This window comes from Komarekiella delphini-convector SJRDD-AB1, from assembly GCF_014831675.1.
GTDB lineage: Bacteria > Cyanobacteriota > Cyanobacteriia > Cyanobacteriales > Nostocaceae > Komarekiella.
On record NZ_VJXY01000015.1, the window covers coordinates 145,432 to 164,751 of the forward strand.

General features: G+C 41.3%; 20 protein-coding genes and 2 pseudogenes. 8 read left to right on the top strand and 14 right to left on the bottom strand.

Going from position 1 to position 19,320, the window contains the following annotated elements; genetic code table 11:
* Positions 1 to 78 precede the first annotated feature (78 nt).
* On the bottom strand, positions 79 to 453 hold the full coding sequence (locus tag FNW02_RS15650; protein ID WP_191758448.1) for a hypothetical protein: 375 nt from the start codon (positions 451 to 453) through the stop codon (positions 79 to 81).
* A gap of 274 nt (positions 454 to 727) precedes the next feature.
* On the opposite strand from FNW02_RS15650, the gene FNW02_RS15655 reads away from it, so the two are divergent.
* On the top strand, positions 728 to 3,928 hold the full coding sequence (locus FNW02_RS15655; RefSeq protein ID WP_191758449.1) for a beta strand repeat-containing protein: 3,201 nt from the start codon (positions 728 to 730) through the stop codon (positions 3,926 to 3,928).
* A 42-nt stretch (positions 3,929 to 3,970) separates the two neighbouring features.
* On the opposite strand, the gene FNW02_RS15660 is transcribed toward FNW02_RS15655, so the two are convergent.
* From FNW02_RS15660 to FNW02_RS15675, 4 genes are all read right to left on the bottom strand, one after another.
* Positions 3,971 to 4,336 carry a clan AA aspartic protease gene (locus FNW02_RS15660; protein WP_191758450.1) on the bottom strand — a complete coding sequence of 122 codons (366 nt, stop codon included), beginning with the start codon at positions 4,334 to 4,336 and terminating at the stop codon, positions 3,971 to 3,973.
* Positions 4,333 to 4,605, bottom strand: a complete 273-nt coding sequence (locus tag FNW02_RS15665; protein ID WP_191758451.1) for a hypothetical protein — start codon at positions 4,603 to 4,605, stop codon at positions 4,333 to 4,335. Before FNW02_RS15665 ends, FNW02_RS15660 begins: the two co-directional genes overlap by 4 nt.
* Positions 4,606 to 4,676: 71 nt before the next feature.
* Positions 4,677 to 4,952 carry a hypothetical protein gene (locus FNW02_RS15670; protein ID WP_191758452.1) on the bottom strand — a complete coding sequence of 92 codons (276 nt, stop codon included), beginning with the start codon at positions 4,950 to 4,952 and terminating at the stop codon, positions 4,677 to 4,679.
* A gap of 78 nt (positions 4,953 to 5,030) precedes the next feature.
* Positions 5,031 to 6,749: a ShlB/FhaC/HecB family hemolysin secretion/activation protein gene (locus tag FNW02_RS15675; protein WP_191758453.1), complete on the bottom strand. Its 1,719-nt coding sequence runs from the start codon at positions 6,747 to 6,749 to the stop codon at positions 5,031 to 5,033.
* A 55-nt stretch (positions 6,750 to 6,804) separates the two neighbouring features.
* Here FNW02_RS15675 and FNW02_RS15680 point away from each other — a divergent pair.
* Positions 6,805 to 6,924, top strand: a pseudogene (locus tag FNW02_RS15680) (hypothetical protein); the annotation flags it as partial.
* Between the two features lie 249 nt (positions 6,925 to 7,173).
* Here FNW02_RS15680 and FNW02_RS15685 read toward each other — a convergent pair.
* Both FNW02_RS15685 and FNW02_RS15690 read right to left on the bottom strand, forming a co-directional pair.
* Complete coding sequence (locus tag FNW02_RS15685; protein ID WP_191758454.1) at positions 7,174 to 9,423, bottom strand: tetratricopeptide repeat protein; 2,250 nt, start codon at positions 9,421 to 9,423, stop codon at positions 7,174 to 7,176.
* A 268-nt stretch (positions 9,424 to 9,691) separates the two neighbouring features.
* Positions 9,692 to 9,970, bottom strand: coding sequence for a hypothetical protein (locus tag FNW02_RS15690; RefSeq protein WP_191758455.1), 279 nt, complete (start codon positions 9,968 to 9,970; stop codon positions 9,692 to 9,694).
* 27 nt (positions 9,971 to 9,997) lie between these two features.
* Here FNW02_RS15690 and FNW02_RS15695 point away from each other — a divergent pair, with 27 nt between their 5' ends.
* On the top strand, positions 9,998 to 10,216 hold the full coding sequence (locus tag FNW02_RS15695; RefSeq protein ID WP_191758474.1) for a hypothetical protein: 219 nt from the start codon (positions 9,998 to 10,000) through the stop codon (positions 10,214 to 10,216).
* A gap of 12 nt (positions 10,217 to 10,228) precedes the next feature.
* Here the strand turns inward: FNW02_RS15695 and FNW02_RS39915 are convergent.
* From FNW02_RS39915 to FNW02_RS39580, 4 genes and pseudogenes are all read right to left on the bottom strand, one after another.
* Positions 10,229 to 10,312: pseudogene (locus FNW02_RS39915) on the bottom strand (RNA-guided endonuclease TnpB family protein); the annotation flags it as partial.
* A 177-nt stretch (positions 10,313 to 10,489) separates the two neighbouring features.
* Entirely contained in the window at positions 10,490 to 11,302 is an 813-nt protein-coding gene (locus tag FNW02_RS15700; RefSeq protein ID WP_225225671.1) for an RNA-guided endonuclease InsQ/TnpB family protein, read from the bottom strand.
* A gap of 85 nt (positions 11,303 to 11,387) precedes the next feature.
* Positions 11,388 to 11,504 carry a helix-turn-helix transcriptional regulator gene (locus tag FNW02_RS38680; RefSeq protein WP_225225672.1) on the bottom strand — a complete coding sequence of 39 codons (117 nt, stop codon included), beginning with the start codon at positions 11,502 to 11,504 and terminating at the stop codon, positions 11,388 to 11,390.
* A 502-nt stretch (positions 11,505 to 12,006) separates the two neighbouring features.
* A complete protein-coding gene (locus FNW02_RS39580) occupies positions 12,007 to 12,138 on the bottom strand; it encodes a restriction endonuclease subunit S domain-containing protein (protein WP_263627773.1) in 132 nt (43 codons plus the stop codon).
* Positions 12,139 to 12,743: 605 nt separating this feature from the next.
* Here FNW02_RS39580 and FNW02_RS15715 point away from each other — a divergent pair.
* From FNW02_RS15715 to FNW02_RS15725, 3 genes are all read left to right on the top strand, one after another.
* Positions 12,744 to 14,792, top strand: coding sequence for an FAD-dependent oxidoreductase (locus FNW02_RS15715; RefSeq protein WP_191758456.1), 2,049 nt, complete (start codon positions 12,744 to 12,746; stop codon positions 14,790 to 14,792).
* Between the two features lie 331 nt (positions 14,793 to 15,123).
* Complete coding sequence (gene clpS / locus FNW02_RS15720) at positions 15,124 to 15,450, top strand: ATP-dependent Clp protease adapter ClpS (RefSeq protein ID WP_191758457.1); 327 nt, start codon at positions 15,124 to 15,126, stop codon at positions 15,448 to 15,450.
* A gap of 5 nt (positions 15,451 to 15,455) precedes the next feature.
* The gene (locus FNW02_RS15725) at positions 15,456 to 15,779 is read left to right on the top strand and encodes a DUF2103 domain-containing protein (protein ID WP_162395007.1); all 324 of its coding nucleotides are present in this window, start codon (positions 15,456 to 15,458) and stop codon (positions 15,777 to 15,779) included.
* Positions 15,780 to 15,854: 75 nt separating this feature from the next.
* On the opposite strand, the gene FNW02_RS15730 is transcribed toward FNW02_RS15725, so the two are convergent.
* The 3 genes from FNW02_RS15730 to FNW02_RS15740 all read right to left on the bottom strand — a co-directional run bounded on the left by FNW02_RS15730 (position 15,855) and on the right by FNW02_RS15740 (position 17,106).
* On the bottom strand, positions 15,855 to 16,175 hold the full coding sequence (locus FNW02_RS15730) for a hypothetical protein (RefSeq protein ID WP_191758458.1): 321 nt from the start codon (positions 16,173 to 16,175) through the stop codon (positions 15,855 to 15,857).
* A gap of 133 nt (positions 16,176 to 16,308) precedes the next feature.
* Positions 16,309 to 16,677 (bottom strand): hypothetical protein, encoded by a 369-nt coding sequence (locus tag FNW02_RS15735; protein ID WP_191758459.1) that lies wholly within the window; start codon positions 16,675 to 16,677, stop codon positions 16,309 to 16,311.
* 24 nt (positions 16,678 to 16,701) lie between these two features.
* Complete coding sequence (locus FNW02_RS15740) at positions 16,702 to 17,106, bottom strand: hypothetical protein (RefSeq protein ID WP_191758460.1); 405 nt, start codon at positions 17,104 to 17,106, stop codon at positions 16,702 to 16,704.
* Between the two features lie 491 nt (positions 17,107 to 17,597).
* Here FNW02_RS15740 and FNW02_RS15745 point away from each other — a divergent pair, with 491 nt between their 5' ends.
* Entirely contained in the window at positions 17,598 to 18,038 is a 441-nt protein-coding gene (locus tag FNW02_RS15745; protein WP_191758461.1) for a hypothetical protein, read from the top strand.
* An 856-nt stretch (positions 18,039 to 18,894) separates the two neighbouring features.
* Positions 18,895 to 19,308 carry a hypothetical protein gene (locus FNW02_RS15750; protein WP_225225673.1) on the top strand — a complete coding sequence of 138 codons (414 nt, stop codon included), beginning with the start codon at positions 18,895 to 18,897 and terminating at the stop codon, positions 19,306 to 19,308.
* The last annotated feature ends 12 nt before the right edge of the window (positions 19,309 to 19,320 follow it).

Here is a 19,320-nt window from a genome sequence, read left to right on the forward strand (position 1 = left end):
CTCCTTGACTAAAATGATTTAAAAAGAGTAGGTCGAGCCTCTCACGAGGTTCGCTGCGCCAACAGGCATTAATATTCTTTACAGAGGCGCTACTGTATCCCATTTGACATACGACGGCTCATTTCCATTATCGAAGGAGTACCACACCCCACCTGGTTGGTTGTAATGGTAGAGCGTGTAACTACCTGATATTTGCTTGTTTGACCGATTATAATAACAGGCAGTGTATGTCCCCCAATTTGTGCTGACGGTTGCCCGGAAAGCTCCACAATTAGGATCAAAGCCGTCAGGGGAAATCGTCACCTGTGTCTCAGTCAGTCCAATCTGCGCCAGCATTATGCTGTTGTTATGCACTTTCTCATCAAATGAAGCAGATACACCGCTCATGCCCATCGTCAAAGCAGTAGTAATCATGGAAACAAGACCAAAAGCAATACACTTGCGATTTATCATTTGAAAAACCTCAAGAAAAGTTGTTTTAGGGGTAATAGAGTAATTTAGAAACGATGAAATTGATTAACAATCAATATTTAATTTGGTGTTTTTGTTTATTCATCGTTCCTGATAGTTTTTAGATTAAACTGATTTAAAAAATAAATCCTTCAGCTTGTTGCTCATGTAATTGCAGATTTCAGCCGAGCAAGTTGCATAAAACTGCAATCACAAATCTCGTCTCTAAATAGCTATATACTACAAATAATAAAATTAATTATTTTCATCACAACTTATGATTCTGCGATTGCCACAGCGTCAAGCTATTATTGTGCAACTATCCTCAACGACACAATCTTTTAAGAAAACTGCTGCAAGCGACAAAAAATTCTTCAATCTGTATTTGAAAATAGCAAGTGCGTGGAGTTTATTTGGAATAGTCGCATTTGTTCAAACTCCTGTTTTTGCCCAAAGTGTGATCGCGCCTGACAACACATTAGGGGCTGAAAATTCCAACGTTGTAACTAATTTTAATCTTAATGGTTTGCCAGTTGAATTAATTACTGGTGGTGCGACTCGCGGAATTAACCTGTTTCATAGTTTCCAAGAATTTAACGTCAGCGAGGGACGGGGAGCTTATTTTTTGAGCCCTAGTGCAGATATTCAGAATATTTTGGCGAGGGTGACGGGAAGTAATCGTTCTGAGATTTTGGGTAGATTGGGTATTTCTGGTGAGTCACAACCCAATTTATTCTTGATGAATCCCAATGGAATTATTTTTGGTAATAATGCGAGTTTGGATTTACAGGGTTCTTTTGTAGGAACGACAGCGAATGCAATTCAGTTTGGAGAAAAGGGAAATTTTAGTACAACGAATCCTCAAGCTCCTGGTTTATTGACAGTAAATCCCAGTGCATTATTTTTTAACCAAATTAACCGCAGCGAAATTGTCAACCGTAGTCGTCAAATTGGCATACCGGGAAGTTTTTACCTGGTTGGTGGAGATATTACATTTGATAACGGTGTTGCAGGTTCCTTGGAAAATCGCTTGGAATTGGGTGCAGTTGCAGGAATCGGAACTGTTGGTTTGATTGGTAGCGGTAATCAAATGCAGTTAGTCTTCCCTGAAGGTATATCAAAAGCGGATATTGTGATGAAAAACAATGCTTTTGTTGTGACCAATAAAGGGAGTGCAATTACTGTTAACACTGGTAATCTCAGCCTTTCTAATAATAGTTTTATTAGTTCGGTATTTCAAGCTGGGGAAGGTCAAATTGGTGTTGCTGCGGCAGACGTGGTAGTTAATGCGAGTGGCGATGTAATCCTGGATAATCTTAGTAATATTATCAGTCGAGGTTTGGAAAATTCCTTGGGCAATACTGGAAATGTTATTATTAATGCCCGATCAATTCGCCTGATAAACCAGAGCCAAATTGGTAGTAATAGTCAGAGAAGTCAGGGAAATATTATTTTAAATGCTCAGGATGATGTCAGTCTTGATCGCAATAGTTTTATTAGTACTGGTGGAGTCTTAAATGCCATAGGTAAATCGGGTGATATTACGATTACATCACCCAACATTAATTTAAATAACCAATCAGGAATTAATTCTGCTAATTTTGGACAAGGAGAAGGTGGAAAAATCACTCTAAAAGCTCAAGAGGCTATTTCCCTGAATAATGAAAGTCGGATTTCAAGTAGTTCTGCTGCATCTGTGTTTGGTGGGGTTAATAATTTGCCTAGTGGTGATATTGAAATTAAAACCAAAACTCTCGCGCTTGATGGTAACAATACTATTATAAGTTCTGCAAATTTTGATGAAGGAAAGGGTGGTAACATTCGTGTTGTCGCTGATGACTCAATTTTATTGAATGATCTTGCGTCAATTTCATCTTCCAGTACTGGTAAAGGTGATAGTGGAATAATTCAGTTAGACACGCGATCGCTTACCCTTACTAACGGTGGAAACATCGGTACACAATCGTCAGGACTTGGTAATAGTGGCAATTTATTAGTTAATGCTTCAGACTTTGTTAATTTGAGCGGTATCACAACGTTTACTAACCCACTAACAGGAAAATTAGACTTCATAGGAAGTGGATTAACAACCAGTGCTTTCGGTGCTGGAAATGGTGGGCAATTGACTATGAATACACAAAGATTGAGTATTAACGATGGCGGATATATTACCACTACAAGTAGTCAATCTGGTCGTGGAGGAAATTTGACCATAAATGCCAAGGACTTTATGGAAGTTGTGGGACGCTCACCCAATCTTGCGAGCCGTGTTTCTACCAGTACACTTGACTTTGGAGATTCTGGGAGCCTCAACATTAATACTAGTCGATTAAGTATCCGCGATGGAGCGACAGTCACAACTTTGACACCTGGTACGGGGAAAGGGGGAGAGTTAACCATAGATGCAAAAGACTCAGTGGAGGTTATTGGTGGTTCATCTAACTTCCCTAACAATCGCAGCATTATCTCTACCACTGCTTTTGTTGGCGATGCAGGAAACATGAAGATTAACACTGGTAGTTTCAGCATCCGTGATGGAGGACAAGTTACTACTTCTACTTTTGGTAAAGGTAGAGGAGGTAATTTGACAGTCAATGCAACTACTGGTGTAGAAGTTATTGGAATATCTGTAAATGGTTTTGTAAGCAGCTTGAATACATCTGCTGCACCAAACTCCACTGGAAATGCTGGGGATATGAAAGTTAACACTCCTCAGCTGCTTGTACGGGATGGTGCGGAAGTATTAGCTAATGCCAGAGGAATAGGTAACGCAGGTATCATGACCATCAGCGCCTCGCGCATCCGTTTAGATAACAAAGCCTCCATCAATGCTAACACCCGTAGCCCAAATAAAGACCCTAACCGCGAACAAGCAACCATCAATATTAACACCCAAAATTTAACCCTCCGTCGCAACAGCAGCATTACCACCGATGCCACAGGCGAAAACGTCATCGGTGGTAACATCAACATCGACACTAATTTATTAATCGCCCTCGAAAATAGCCGTATTAGCGCCAACTCAGATAATTCTCGCGGTGGTCGAGTGAGAATCAACGCCCAAGGTGTATTTGTTGGTACTCAACCCAGTGATTTGTCAAAATACATCACAGCCACGTCGGGAGTTGGTTTATCGGGTACTGTTAATGTTAACTCCCCTGACAACAGCGCAATTCAAAATAGCCTTACCGAACTCCCCACAAATGCGATCGACACCAACGCACTCATTGCTAATAGCTGCATAGCCCGTGGAAATAAAAAACAAGAAAGTAGCTTCATCATCACAGGTGGAGGTGCTTTACCCAACCGTCCCGGTGATGTATCAATGTCCAACTATTCCATAGATAGAGTGCGTAGTGTCAATAATGAAAATACATCGCATCCTTGGAAAAAAGGCGATCCAATCGTTGAACCAAATGGTGTATATCGACTCCCAAATGGTCAATTAATAATGAGTCGAGAATGTCAAAATAATTGATAAAGTATCTTTCGTTATGTTTTGCGTAAGTCCTATAATCGATTAGAGTTTTTCTAAGGAAACTAAACCATTATCTTGAAAATCTATTTCTATATGATATCCTGTCATGAGTGAAGTTCCAAGCAAAGGTCTATAACCAGCAGCTAAAACTGGAACTAATTTTTCTATACCGTCCCATACAATTGTTGCCAAATGTATAGATAATAAAGCTTCACTACCATCGGCTAACCTTGCAGATGTACTAGAATATAAGGGAAGATTCATCACACTGACTGCCTGTGATGGTAAAGTAAGATGGTCATTAAATCCAGTATCAATGATAAAATCCAAAGAGAAATTTGGTTGCAAAGGTAAACGAAAAATCACTGGAATTATTACCCTACCATCGATTACTTTTCCATCAATCATTCAGCAGTACGCTCCATTGCACCACCAAAACTTACAGCAACATCATAACCAATCCGTATAGTAAACAATCTAGCATTAGGGTTTTTCTGTTTTAACTTTAACGCTGTCTCTACACCAGTTGGATCGATCCCATATTCACCAGTTTGTGCATCAATCACAATCATCTTACCAATATTGTCACTATACTCGACATTTTGACGAATACCGTTTTCGTAAAACTGTTTAGCTCTTTGAGCTACTTCTTCTACACTCCAGAAAATAGATTGCATAACAATTACACCTACTTTTACTTTCTTCAATGATTGTAGTATTTACATTGCGATATTCTTATCAGCGCTACCTATATCAGACAAAAAATGTATGGAATCCCATTCTCCGCAATTCCCAAGGATGTGATGAGCCAGTCACAGAATGTAGCAATGATATTGAATAGCCACTGTAAGGAAGTAACTAACCACTGAGATGCTGCGATCGCCACTCTCACTACAGCAATGTATAAGAAGTACACTACAGAAGCGATCGTCTGTACACAAATAATACTCCAACTCAATATACTTTCCAACGCACCGATTAGCCAGGGTAGGGACGCATTAACGAAATCGGTTAAATTTTCCATTGTTTGGACTGCAATTTTATGCACATCAATATTTGATAATCATAAATAGTCTGGCAATTTCTTTAAAATTTCAAACACTTAAAAAGGTTGATAGCGCAACGAGAAATTAAATCCATTATCTTGCAGTGAGTCACTTTTATTATCGATTCCAAACAGTGGAATTGCGTAATCTGCGCGTAAATTTAATCCTTGAAATGGTTGCCATCGTAAGCCTAAACCCAGGCTAGTAAGAGTTTGGTAACTGGAATTACTAACGGGATTATTCCACCCCGTACCAAAATCGAAAAATGGTACTAACTGTAGGGTATTAGTATTAGATGTCAGGGGAATACGAGCTTCAACAGAGGCAATTATCCCATTGTCGGTAACGACTTGATTCTGGTTATATCCACGAACTGTTTCAACTCCACCAATGCTAAATTTTTCTATAGAAAGTAGAGAGTCACCAGTTAATTGCACGTCAATTTTTGCTAATATAATCGCACGAGCAGATAATCTTTGCACCCATTGAAATTGCCCCAACCAGGTGAAAAATCGCCCGTCTATGCCTGTATCATTTACTGTAGCGTCGAATCCACCTATACCTATACTAAATTGCGATCGCGCGGCTAAAACCTTATCTGTGTCTCGCTGCAACCAATCTTGAGAAAATCGAATGGCTGTAACTTTTGATTCTCCTGCTTCGGGGCCTTTAGAAAATGAGAAGGGGATATCATTGAGTAAGAATGTTTGAGCGCGACGTAAATCGAATGCTAAACCAAGAGCAAATTCGCTCTCTGGAGTGCGCTGTAATGGTTGACGAACGTTAAATGAAAGGGTACGGCTTTCGCTGCGAATATCTAAATCACGGAAGTCGTCTTCAATAATTTTACTATCGCTGTTGTTATAGCGGATACCAATTGTTCCATCTAAAGCGTTAAAAGGAACGTTGTAGCTAAAATCGTAGAGGTTTAACCCTTCGGTAATTCCATATTTAGCATAGAATTTATCACCAAAACCCATTAAGTTTTCATGTTCGATGAATACACTTCCTTGTTCAGAACCGATGCTGGGAGATTGGCTATTAGCAATTTCTATTCCAGCGTGAAATGCAGGCGCTTCCTTGATTTGCAAGCGTAAAATGTTGCTTCCGGGAGTACTTCCGGCTGTAAGTTCGGCGTTAACCCGCGCAATTAAGGGGTCAACTTGTAATAATTGCAATGCTTGTTCGAGTCGTTTTTGGTTGAGGGGTATCTGCGTAGCACGAGCAATTCGAGAACGCACATATTCTTCTTGAAGCCTTTGCAATCCGCTTAATTCTACAGCTTCTAATTCTCCTTCAACTATTTGGATTTGAACTATACCACTATTAAGATTTTGGTTGTTGAGGAGAAATGCACCACTAGTGATGTAACCTTCTTTGATGTAGAGTTGGGTGATTTGCGATCGCAATTCTAATAGCTGCTCGAAACTAATGTCTTTGTTTTCTAGTATTTGTTTTAATTTGGCAATTTCTTTTTTTAAAACAGTATTGCCTATAATTTGAATTTCTTTTACAAAAAAGCTCTCACCTGTGGGAATTGTATCCAATAGATTTTCAGTTGGATTTGGAGACAGAATGGGACTACTGGGAGATGAAGGAGTGGAATAAGTTGGGGATGGTATCGGCTGGGGAATTGTTTGTTCGACTTTACCGGGAGTATTTGGAGGAATAGTTACACCCGATGGAGGTGTAGATTGGGCAAATAATGGATAGGGATTACTAGTACATGAAAAAAATGTTAAAACAATAGTTTTAACTCGCAGAGATAAATTCATTCTAATTTTTTGAATCGTTTTTTTAATTTATAAATAATAATGATATCAGTATTCGGGAGTAGAGCCAGAAACTTGGGAAGATTTACATTCAACAGACTCAATTGGTAGGTTTTTCAATAATGACAGAACTTACGCACTTAGATCCCCCAACCCCCTTTTTAAGGGGGCTTTATAAATTCCCCCCTTTTGAAGGGGGGCTAGGGGGGATCTAGGTTTCAGCCTTCAGTGCGTAAGTCCTAAATGATAAGCTGTTACGCAAATAAACATTGCACATTTACTGGTGGTTGTCATTAGTCATTTGTCATTGGTGTTTACAAAGGACAAATGACAGTCTTCAAAAAAAGTAGTGCAATATGTAAGCGTATTAGCTTATTAAAGGTAGATATGAGTGCGATCGCCTAGATTATGCAGATGATCATTGCTGTTAATTGTTTTGTTGAATCAACTGCTGGAAACGCTTATCCTCTGCTATTTCATCAAAATCTAAGTCAACTGCTGCGTCTTCTTTGTATCTGGGATTAAGTTCAATTGCTTGTCGCAGAGTTTCTAAAGCTAATTCAACTTGTCTTTGCAGTGCATAACAAGCTGCTTTATTGTAATAAGCACTAGCATAGTCTGGCTTAATTTCCAAGGCTTTATTAAAACTAGCGATCGCTTCATCATCGCGTCCCAATCTTACCAAACTATAACCGCGTTTATCCCAAGCTTTTGGAGAATTAGCTTGAAATTGTAGCGCTTGATCAAAAGAAGCGATCGCCTCTTCGTATTCTTCCAATTCTATCAGAGCTAGACCGCGATTCATCCAAGCAATTACATCATCAGGCTTGACTTGTGTAGCTTGGTCAAAAGAAGCAAAAGCTTGTTGATGCTGTCGTAAATAGCCAAAAGCTACACCGCGATCGCACCAAGCTTGATGGTCATTAGGATTAATGTTAATAGCTTTATCATAAGAAGCGATCGCATCTTTGTAGCGTTTTAATCTTGCAAGAGTTATACCGCGTTTAAACCAAATAGCAGCATCATCTGGCTGGATTTGAACTGCTTGATTGTAAGCTGCGATCGCATCATCATATTGTCTTTCAGAAAATAGAAGATCGCCTTCTTTTATATAATCCTCAACAGCGACTTCTAGTTTTTCTAACTGTTCCTGTATTTCTTCTTCAACTTCCTGATTTACAACTTCTGGGATGGATATAGATGTGATATCAACTAGTTCTTGAAGGATTAAATCCTTTCTTTGTTGAGCATCCATTTGTAGCTCAGACAATTGTGAAACAAACTCTGTTTCTAATTTTTCTAGTTTTTCTAAAATGAGAATCTTTTGATGTTGAGCATTCAATTGCAATTCTGAAAATTGCGAAGTAAATTCCGAACCAGATTTTTCTAAATCATCAATAATTAATTCTTTACGTTTTTGAATATCTGCTTGTAATTCAGATACTTCAAAGGCAAATTCTGATTGCAATTTTACTAAGTTATCAATAATTTTATCCTTTTGCTCCTGAGCATCTAATTGTAATTCCGATAATTCAGATTTAAATTGATTATCTACTTTACCCAGATTCTCAAGCGTGATATCTTTTTGTTGCTGAGCATCTATCTGTAATTCGGATAGTTGAGATGCAAATTCTGATTGCAGTTTTACTAAGTTATCAATCATTTTATTCTTTTGCTCCTGAGCATCTACCTGTAATTTCGATAATTCAGATTTCAACTGACTATCAACTTGGCCCAGATTATCAAGCGTGATATCCTTCTTTTGCTGAGCATCTACCTGTAATTCAGATAGCTGATATGCATACTCTGACTGCAATTTTGCTAAACCTTCAATGGTCTGATCCTTTTGCATCTGAGCATCAAACTGCCATATAGAAAGTTGAGATTTAAACTCAGACCTTGATTCTTCTAAATCAGCAACAACTAATTCTTGCTGTTGTTGTACCCCCAACTTTAAATTAGACAATTCTTCAGCCAGAGTAGATGCTAATTTACCTAGATTATCCAGGGCTATATCTCTATTTTGTTGAGCATTTAACTCTAATTTAGATAAACCAGAAGCAAATTCTGATTCTAAAGTTTGGATATTTTGTTGAGATTGTTTGATTTCCGTTTCTAATTTAGCTAACAACTGTACTTTAGCTTGGTCTAGCTCAGAGGTAAGTGAATATAAATTACCTTCTTCGCTTTTTATTTTTTGTTGTAAAACCCCGGCTTCCTGCTCTAATTCGTGAGTTATATTTTTAGCTTCTTGAATAATATTTTCAGCGTCTTGCTTAACAGTAATGAGTTGAGTTTGTAATTTTTCCATTCCCTGTAGCTGTTTCATTGCTCTATCAGCAATTTCACGGATTGCCACCCGTCGTAACAACCAAAATAAAGCAATTGCTGCAACTGGAAATAAACTTAATATAACTAGCCACACATTGAGCAGGATGGTTGTACGGCTAAAAGCGCGATTAAAATCAGATTGGACTTGCTGTTGTAGTCGCTTTTCGGCTCGCAGCCGTGCCAATTCTTCCCGCTCTTGATTTGATAGAACTGGAGCAGGCGTCAGTGCTGGGGAGGGGGTGGGTGCAGGTTGTCCACTGACAATACCAGCGGACAGTAGCAAAGGCGAAAAGACAATAGCGCCTTTCAACACTAAAGCGAAAACAGTTTGATTTTTATTCTTCATAACAACCATCCCCATCTGTTGGTCAGCTTTGGAAGCGGCTTGCCTCTCTACAATCTATAACAAAATTAAGTTGTGAGATATTGCTAGGGGTATCGATTCACTAATCAAAAACTTAGCTACCCAGCCCTCACAGGTGTTGGTTTTGTAAATTCATCGGACTTACGTACACTCTACGAGGCCAAGGCGTTGGCAAAGCCGACGCACCAGAAGGCGGTATGCCTCCGGCACGCTACGTAAACCAGTGTCTTATGAAGATAGCAAAAAGTTTTCACGCCGCCACTTGAATCTGCATTAGCTGTTGCTGGATGTGGATTTTGTCTTCTTGAGCCACTCGCGCCACCATTCGCTCTGATGGGTTTTGAGAATCTTGATACTCAGTAATTAACCTATCAAATCGCTGAATTTCGGCTACCATCCACTCCACCTTGCCGACTTGTTCACCTTGTTGTTGAATGTAGGCATCAAACTCCTGTTGTGCTTTGTGGAATGCTTGAGTGACTATTTGCGGGGATTCTCCTCGCAACAAGCTGCGAATAAACAAGGGCAATGGTTATCCTGAGGCTTTGTATTTAGCGTGACATACTCTCCGCGCCGCCCTCTGGGACGGCGAGGGCTTCTCAGTGACTCCTGGCAATCCGTCGGACATTTCCTGAGCTTTGAAGGACGGGATGCCCCGCCGCCCTTCGGGTGCGCCAGTTGCCTACGGAGGGAAACCCTCTCGCAGCACTGGACTTACCCTGTATTTTATATTTCGCGCCGCGTTGTGGTCACAGCAGTAGCTTGCACCACATAAGCAGTTGTGCCACCTATCAGCCAGTGTTTTTGGAACTGTCGCGCCACAATTAGAACACTCTTGGCTTGTGCCGTTGGGATTTACTGCTACGACCAAACACCCAGCACTTGCAGCCTTGGTGTTCAGAATTTGTAGAAATTGACCTCATCCAGCATCGGTTATGGACTTGGCAAGCATAGACTTAGCAAGTCCCTTGATATTTAAGTTTTCATGAGCAATAACCTTGGCTTTAGTTAGTAACCATAAGGCAGTTTTCTAGTGAAAATCTTTACGTTAATTGGCAACTTTTAAATGAGTTTTTGCAACACGTTTAATAGATTTTTGACGACGATTTGATCCCTTCTTCTTGCGGGATAACTGACGCTGCAACCGCTTCAATTGCTTCTCGGCTTGACGGTAATGTTGCGGGATTTCTACTTCTTGGTTGTCACTCGTTACCAAGAATGATTTTAACCCCATGTCAATGCCCACAGTGTTATCAGGCACGGGGATAATGTCGGACGTGAGACTAGGCACAGTTACATCTTCCAGGCTAAGGCTGATATACCAACCGTCAGCCTTACAGGTAATCGTCGCTGTTTTAATTTTGAATCCGTCAGGGATGGGACGGTGCAAAATCATTTTCACCTTGCCAATTTTGAGCAACTGAATAAACTTACCCTGAACGTGTTCCGGTTTGATTGGGTCAGGAAATGCCAATGAACGGTAACGAAATGCGCCTTTGAATCGTGGACAACCTGATTTAAAACCCTTGATATCTCCCTTTAGCCATCTGTCAAACGTCTTTTCAACCCTTGCAATTACATCTTGTAGGGTGTGGGAAGGCAGTTCTTTATATTCAAGAAATAAGGTTTTAGTGTTGGTTAAATCTCGCTTTTGACTGTAATAATCTGGCCGATTTTTTAGCGGTGCAATACTGCAAGAAATAATAGAAAATCTGTCAACATCACAACGGTTTTTCTCCCACCAGTTAAACCGTTCTGCCAGTCTGTAGTTATATTGACGGCGACACAAATCTAGCCAGTTTTCAAACCTGGCTATCTGTTGCGATGTAGGGCGTAAACGGTACTGGTAGGCTAGACGCATTTTTATTAATCTTTTTCTGGTTCAAATAAATCAGCCAAATCTTCAACTGTGGATCTTGTGATTTTGCAAAGCCTGATAGTTTGTCTTAAGGTAAGTCGCGGAGCATGAACTCAGCGCTCCAATTGGAAACAGTTTGATCAGTAACGCCTACTGCCTCTGCTACTTGTCTTTGAGTGAGTCCTAGAGACTCTCTTAGCGTCATAAAGTTTTCACCTGAAGTCATCTACACAAAATACTACTACAAGTTATTACTACAAGCCAACTTGATTTAATAGTAATAGAGAAAGCGGCTTGCCTCGAAAACTAACCGCTTCTCTATCCAAAACTTGGTATTGGTTAAAACAGAACTCGGCTAACTTTCCACGGAGAGCCGGGTTTTGTATTTGGAATTCATTTTATTAGAAATCAATAAAAATTACGATCGCTTCAGGTATTTGGCAAGCGCCCCAGATTATAGCAACACAGGTTTGAAAAATACCAAGTTCACCACTTCAAGAACATCTACTCCTGTGTCCAGCATATCTACAGAAACAACAATAGTTCCTTCCTTGTTGACTGGGGAAAATTCATCTAATAGGCTTTGGTTGTGAGAGATTTCGCTGTGGATGACCTGGGCAAACTTACCTTTATAGTGGGGATAGTTTGTATCGAAGCGTTAGACAATAAACTCAGCGTGTTTTTGAGTCCGGGCGAAGATGATAATTTTACCAAGATGATCGCAGTAATTCTTCTGTGAGTATGATCGCTTCTTTGCGCTTTTGGCAAACACCATCAGCCTTATCAAGAATCGCAGCCATGCGGCGTTGTGCTTCCAATGGAGGCACTAGAACAGGCACAACATGAACTAAGTCAGAACTTACGCACTTAGATCCCCCAACCCCCTTCAAAAGGGGGCTTTATGAATTCCCCCCTTTTGAAGGGGAGCCAGCGCGGTCTTCTCTACTTTGAGGCTGCGCCAAGGGGGTTTCCCCGCCACTCCCCACAACGGATAGCGCAGCGTAAAGCCTTTTCTTCTCCTATCGGAGACACTTCGTGAACGAGAGGCTTCGCCTTAAGCGAAGCCATGCCGTAAAGCCTGCGGCATGGCTTCTCTTCGAGAGGCTTCGCCAACGCTGAGAGCGAGTCTTGTTTGCGACACGCTACGCGAACGAGCGTCGGCAACCTCCGCCTTGGGGTGGCTCTCCATGAGCGACTGGCGTGGGCTAGGGGGGGTCTAGGTTTCAGCCTTCAGTGCGTAAGTCCTATAAGTTACGATTTAAAGTTGGCACACCAGTCCCTCTAGTGTGCGTTTCTAGCCTCATCCACTTCAGCTTGACAGTTGCTAATTTTTCGCGTATATGACGTATATTCAGCCGCAATTGCCCAAAATAACCTTGAGATGAACATTTAGCGAATGCTACCGTCTACAAGGTGACACAGGATTTGAGGAATTTCTCTAACCATGAAGCGTAGACACAAAGTAGCTTATCATCAGACATCGCTGATTAGTCTCAGCTTAATATCTACTTTAATTGCACCTTATTTTGCTTTTATCTTTGCTGCTCGTGCAAACGCTGCACCCAGAACCCCAGACAAAAGCGTTAATTGTGAGATTTTAGTTGTGGGTGGTGGACTATCTGGCGTGGCGACGGCTTACGAAGGGTTACTAGCGGGACGAACGGTTTGCCTAACGGAAATTACCGACTGGCTAGGTGGACAAATTTCTGCTCAAGGGACATCTGCATTAGACGAACGGCCAACCCAGCGAGCTCGCCAATTCTATTCTCGCGGCTATCTGGAATTGCGAAACCGGATTGAGCGCAAATACGGAGAACTTAACCCCGGCGACTGTTGGGTAAGTGACTCTTGCTTTCTTCCCCGCGATGCTCACAATATTCTCAATCAGATGCTCAAAGATGCTGAAAAGCGGGGCAGAGGTAAGTTGCAATGGTTTCCAAATACGGTAATAAAGGATCTGGATATTAGTACTAATGGCAAAATAATTAATAGTGCGATCGCAATCCAACATCAACCAGTAAAAGGTTCACCACCTCTCAACACCCTTACTTTATCTCAAAGCATTGGAGATGCATATCGTTACCAAAACTCGTCTCGGTTTAACAAAACTATTATCAGCTTCATTCCCCAGCAATCAAAAACCAATGCCCCTAAATGGTATGTCGTAGACGCCAGCGAAACCGGGGAAATTATCGCCCTGGCTGATGTCCCCTACCGATTAGGTATTGATGCTCGTTCCTACCTAGAACCTTCCTCTTCCAGCACCACAAACGATCCTTATTGTACTCAGGGTTTTACCTACACCTTTGCAATGGAGGCAACCAAGGAACCGCAACAGCAGAAAATGCCCCCATTCTATTTACAATATTCACCATATTTCAGCTATGAATTAACACGACTGGCAAACTTTGATTTAGTTTTTACCTACCGTCGGATTTGGAGTCCTAGGAAAGGAAAACCCGCAACATTCGGTGGTGTCAAGTTTACTGCTCCGACGCCGGGAGACATCTCCATGCAAAACTGGACTTGGGGTAACGACTACCGCCCAGGAACCGCCAGAGATAACCTAGTTTACACTCGCCAACAGTTGCAAGGCACTGGACAGTTAAAGCCAGGGGGATGGATGGGGGGACTGCGGACAGAAAGCCTCCGCAAAGCTGAGGAAAACGCTCTTTCATTCTTTTATTGGCTCTACGCTGGAACAACAGATTCCCAACTAGGCAATGGAGTCAAGCAGCCACGAACGAATAATAAACTGTTAACAGGTATAAATTCCCCAATGGGGACAGCGCATGGTTTATCGAAATATCCCTACATGCGAGAAGGACGCCGCGTTATTGGACGCCCTAGCTGGGGACAACCAGGCGGCTTTGGTATCTGGGAAATTGATATTTCTCGCCGTGACTACAATGACGAGTATTACCGTAAGACTCTACCAGCAGATATGTATCGCAGATTAAGAGCAGCACTTTCCGGTTTGGAAGCAGTATCAGTAATTGAGGGTAGAGTTTCACCAGATAAAGCAATGCGGCGGACTCGTTCTACTATCTTCCCCGATTCTGTAGGTATTGGTCATTACGCCATAGATTTCCATCCTTGCATGGTGAACAGCCCACCAGAAGCACCTGGTAACATAGAACGTCCAGGTGAACGACGCGGTGCTGGACAAGCTTATCCCTTCCAAATTGCTTTAAGGGCGATGATTCCCCAAAAAATTGATAATTTGCTCGTCGGAGGTAAAAGCATTGCTACCAGCCACATCGCCGCTGCTGCTTATCGTGTACACTCCTTTGAATGGTCTGCTGGCGCAGCTGCGGGAACTGTTGCAGCTTTTGCTATCAAAAATGCCGTTGCACCTTACCAACTAGTGGATGATTTACCCAAATCAGAACCACAACTAGAAGCCCTCAAACGGCTGTTGAAGCAAAATGGCAATCCCACTGCTTTCCCCGATACGTCTATTTTTAACGAAAACTGGGATAATTGGCGGTAGGCGCTGGGACTGGGGACTGGGGACTGGGGATTGGGGATTGATGACTGATGACTGATGACTGATGACTGATAACTGATGACTGATGACTGGGTGTAGAGAAAACTCTTTCCTAATTTTTAATCCTAATCCCCAGTCCCTAATCCCCAATCCCTAATCCCCAATCCCCAATCCCCAGTCCCCAATCCCCATTGCCCCTTATCCCCAGAGGGGGCCCCGAGTTCCCCAATCCCCAATCCCCAGTCCCCAGTCCCCAGTCCCCAGTCCCCAGACAATGAACTAAACTAGTTACTTATAGTGTAGTTTTGTAAAACCCTATTGACTATATTGTTCTATGGTTACGACACTTTCAGCAGCTTTTTACGGGATGGCCACAGCACCAACTGTAGCTCCTGAACGGTCTAATCAAGTTACCCGTAAAACTTATCCGAATTACAAGGTGATTGTATTAAACGATGACTTTAATACATTTCAACACGTGTCTGAATGTTTGATGAAGTATATTCCAGGGATGAGTGGCGATCGCGCCTGGGATCTAACTAATCAGGTACACTTTGAAGGTCAGGCAATCGTCTGGGTTGGGCCTCAAGAAGCTGCGGAACTGTACCACCAACAGTTACGTCGAGCTGGTCTAACAATGGCACCTTTGGAAGCAGCTTAATTATCATGGGCAAACCTACTGCTAAATCCCTCCGAGCGGCTTCTCAAAAAGTTGGCAGACTAGTTTGGAATCACTCGACTCACATTTCAGGTCTGATCCCAATTTTAGAACGTCTGTGTCAACAAGATGGCATTCAAACCGTCACGCCAGGAGTCATTGGACGGGTAAGAGGTCATTGTCCTAAAATGCAACTCCGCGTATCTGTACCGATTCGCGGAGGCTATAAAGCTATCGCCCGACAAGGTAAAACCGTGCAAGAAGTGTTTATTCTTACACCCCTGGCTCAGGATCAACTCGAAACCGCGATCGCGATCGCCATGAAAATTTAGTTATCTTATAAAAAGGCATACCCACACCGTTGACAGTCAACAGTCAACAGTCAACAGTCAACCAATAACTAATTACTATTCCTCAACACGATGTACTGCGAATTTGTGTAGTGGCAGACTGAGGATGCAAGAAAAAGTTAAAAAATAGGACAAAGCAGTAGTTATTTTTAAAGTCGTGATTACAGTTTCCCAGTCAGGTAAAACTAGCTTTTCAACGCCAAAAGCAACACAGTAAACTAGCCAGTAAGCAAAGCTCATTCTAAACAAAATTAGCTCTGTTTCTTCTACATCATCTTTTTGCTGCTTGTTGTTACACAGTAACATTAACCCAACAATACAAGCTACAAAAGAAACAGCAACAGCAACTTCGTGACAAAATAAGTTTACCGAATGCATTTGTGTTGATCCCAAGATTTTTTATATTGAAATTCAGTCTAAAGGAATATTCCTTACAGATCCAAAAACTATTTACAAACTGCAATAGAACAGTGCAACCTATGTAAACAATTGCAACAAAGATATAGACTTGTCATTTGTCATTAGTGAAAACTAAGAACAAATGACTGTAACATCTGATGGCACTCATTGGCTTTTCGTAACTAGTTATCCAACGACAACAGACAGCAGGATGCTCGCAAAAGCTCGATAAGTTGTGCTGCTCGCTGAAAGTTTCTGCCAAACTTAAGCCTGATTGTTGTGATAGGAATTGAATCAGTTGTGCCAAGAAAAGATGAATTGGGGGAGCGTAGCGGAGACTACGCCAAATCACAAACTTAAACTCATCCTTAATCTGCTCTGCCAGCTTAACAGAAAGCCAAGTTTTACCAATTCCACCCATGCCGCAGAGTGCAACCAAGCGGCAGCAGTTTTCCAGAATCCATTGCCTCAGCTTCAGCAATTCTGAAGAGTGCCCATAAAAAGCCTAGACATCGGGGGCTTTACTCCAGTCAACATAATTTTGCTTTTTGAATTGTCCTGCACCTGCTGCTAGAGAATTTTGGCTTGGAGAAACAGAAATAGGTAACAAGTTGCTCGTAATGACGGCTGTCTGATTCTCTGCTTGCTGTTCATAGTCTTCCCGCTCCAGCACCAGATTAAATGCCTTAAAGCAGCGACTAAGGGTGTGTTTATCCACTCCCACATCACCAGCCAATACTTTCATCAACGTATTTGGAGTTAGTTCAGTGCGGAAGTTTAAGGCTGCTAGGGTATAACGTTTACTTGCGTTTTCTCGAATTTCTGCCTGAGATTTTGCAGTCTTAAGCTTTTGTAAACCGTAGGAACTTAAGACCACACCTCTTTTACGTGAATGCTTGGGTAGATACATTTGGCTGGAGGCAAAATACGAAAACTTTTGTCTTAAATAATCTCTTGAAATCCTACCTAGCAAAAGCTTTGGGGAATTGATATTAAAAAACTGTAAATATTTGTTTGATCTTTCTGAACTTTCGTAGTTAAATTCAGATTGAGGTCAAATACTGTACAACAGACTATTCAATTGCAATTCAATTGCAATCTATTCATCAAGAAGGCTCAGGGGGAAAGGGGAAGGTGGGGCCCCCTCTGGGGATAAGGGGCGGGGGAAAAGGTAAAAACCGAACTTCTCTACCAGACGCTTGGGCGAACGTCCCGCTACGCGCTAACGCCTGCTTTTTTGCCGAAATAATCCTTCTATTATGTGGGAGGTAAAACAAGCGTGGAATTGTGGACGACTTGTTTACCCCTTTTCCCTTTAACCTTTTCCCCTATGCGTTTTTATTTACCCACCGTGACAACGATACGTTCACTATCAAGAAAAGTGTTTTTTAGGAGAAAAGTATGCCAAAGGTTAATATTTCTGCTTATCAAAAGGTTGAGAAAATTAGATGGACAAAGGAGTACATGGATGAAAATCTAAACAACCTAAAAATAATTAAAATTGATGATTTAAAAATTGCTGACGCAAGGAGTGGGATAATTTTGGAAGGATTAGATCTTGGCACAGATGGAACAGCACATATCAATTTAACCGTTCCTGATGGAATTGAATACCTTCATTTGAGCATTTTTGATAAGAAAAATACTGGTCAAACTAAAGCAGCTATCTATTATCAGATTGCAAGTTGGGATAAAGATATAAAATTAACAAAAGTGGAGAAGACTTACATCGACGGAAAAATGACAAAGATTACGAATTCGCAATACAATCAAGAACCTCTACTGAAGCAGGATCTTGAGAAAATTTTGACTGTGTTATTTGAAGGCTGCAAGAGCAATTGAGTGTGACATCATGACAAATTTTAAACTGTGAGCAACGCTCAATTTAACTGTCCTATCTTGGATTACCCAGAAGCAAACCTTCTTTTATAGAACACTAGCACACTATAGTAGACAAAATTCCGAGATAAGCAATTAGTTATTTTGATACATTTTAGTAATTAAGATCTTTGCTTCTGGCGTATGTTCCTGGGCAATTGCATAACGCAATTCACCTATTTTTTAACAATTTCAGCCGAAGCCTAAGCTAACACAATTAATAACCTGCGGTCTAAGCTCGCCATCTACAATACAGTGCGATCGCTTATGAGATTCTGACCTTGAATGGTAATAGCGATCGCAGTGTCATGTTTACCAGAATACTCTACAAAATCGTTTCACATTGAATTTTATCAAACTAATCATCACCAACTAGCAACTAAATAGTGACTGCTCAAATTCAAACGCTAGTTGTCAAAATTTAAACGTTTGCAGCTAATGCTGCATTATGTATAAGTAATGCTTAAGCGTTTGCAATTCAGCTATAATTAATTACAGCAAATGCTTCATACTTTGCAACAAATGCTATTTCATGTATAAGTAATGCTTAAGCGTTGGCAACTTAGGTATAATTAATTGCAGCAAACGCTTCATACTTTGCAACAAATGCTATTTCATTTATAAGTATCGCTTAAATCATTGCAGCAATCGTTGCATTGAGATTATGTATGCATTGAATAGGATAATTGAAAAATTATCTAAGTAAAATTAACTAATCTTTTTGAGATGCGATCGCAACTTATTTGCTAGATTTTTCTCAGGTCAATCAAAGATATTCCTGTATAAAACAGTATTAGCAACCTAGTAACAGGAATGTATCATGGCGCGTCGTAAAAGAAATTCCAGCGTTTTAGAACGAGCTGAGCGGCGTATTGAAAGCTTGCAATCCCTTAACGTAGAACTCGACTTTGGCCAAGGAGTAAATGTAGAAGCCTACACCGCCAATATTAACGATTTGCGGTCTAAGCTTGCTGCCTACAATACTGCTTTATCCTCCATCGACAGACTCACAGATGACGTAAGAAACGCAGAACAGGTTGTGCTAGCAATGTCAGAAAAGATGTTAATGGGAGTTGGCAGCCGATATGGTAAAACCAGTCAGGAATACGAGATGGCAGGTGGTGTGCGACGCCGTAAGAATAGCCGACGCGCGACGGGCAATTTAAGACGCTCTGCCCAGGCTGCTTCTGTAAATGGGGCATTGCTGAAGAGAGCAGGGGGAGAGGAGGGGTAGGGGGGGCTGGGG

Coding starts and splice junctions, on each gene's coding strand:
- FNW02_RS15650 (WP_191758448.1), bottom strand. CDS start 453: ATGATAAATCGCAAGTGTATTGCTTTTGGTCTTGTTTCCATGATTACT.
- FNW02_RS15655 (WP_191758449.1), top strand. CDS start 728: ATGATTCTGCGATTGCCACAGCGTCAAGCTATTATTGTGCAACTATCC.
- FNW02_RS15660 (WP_191758450.1), bottom strand. CDS start 4,336: ATGATTGATGGAAAAGTAATCGATGGTAGGGTAATAATTCCAGTGATT.
- FNW02_RS15665 (WP_191758451.1), bottom strand. CDS start 4,605: ATGCAATCTATTTTCTGGAGTGTAGAAGAAGTAGCTCAAAGAGCTAAA.
- FNW02_RS15670 (WP_191758452.1), bottom strand. CDS start 4,952: ATGGAAAATTTAACCGATTTCGTTAATGCGTCCCTACCCTGGCTAATC.
- FNW02_RS15675 (WP_191758453.1), bottom strand. CDS start 6,749: ATGAATTTATCTCTGCGAGTTAAAACTATTGTTTTAACATTTTTTTCA.
- FNW02_RS15685 (WP_191758454.1), bottom strand. CDS start 9,423: ATGAAGAATAAAAATCAAACTGTTTTCGCTTTAGTGTTGAAAGGCGCT.
- FNW02_RS15700 (WP_225225671.1), bottom strand. CDS start 11,302: ATGCGTCTAGCCTACCAGTACCGTTTACGCCCTACATCGCAACAGATA.
- FNW02_RS38680 (WP_225225672.1), bottom strand. CDS start 11,504: ATGACGCTAAGAGAGTCTCTAGGACTCACTCAAAGACAAGTAGCAGAG.
- FNW02_RS15715 (WP_191758456.1), top strand. CDS start 12,744: ATGAAGCGTAGACACAAAGTAGCTTATCATCAGACATCGCTGATTAGT.
- clpS (WP_191758457.1), top strand. CDS start 15,124: ATGGTTACGACACTTTCAGCAGCTTTTTACGGGATGGCCACAGCACCA.
- FNW02_RS15725 (WP_162395007.1), top strand. CDS start 15,456: ATGGGCAAACCTACTGCTAAATCCCTCCGAGCGGCTTCTCAAAAAGTT.
- FNW02_RS15730 (WP_191758458.1), bottom strand. CDS start 16,175: ATGCATTCGGTAAACTTATTTTGTCACGAAGTTGCTGTTGCTGTTTCT.
- FNW02_RS15740 (WP_191758460.1), bottom strand. CDS start 17,106: ATGTATCTACCCAAGCATTCACGTAAAAGAGGTGTGGTCTTAAGTTCC.
- FNW02_RS15745 (WP_191758461.1), top strand. CDS start 17,598: ATGCCAAAGGTTAATATTTCTGCTTATCAAAAGGTTGAGAAAATTAGA.
- FNW02_RS15750 (WP_225225673.1), top strand. CDS start 18,895: ATGGCGCGTCGTAAAAGAAATTCCAGCGTTTTAGAACGAGCTGAGCGG.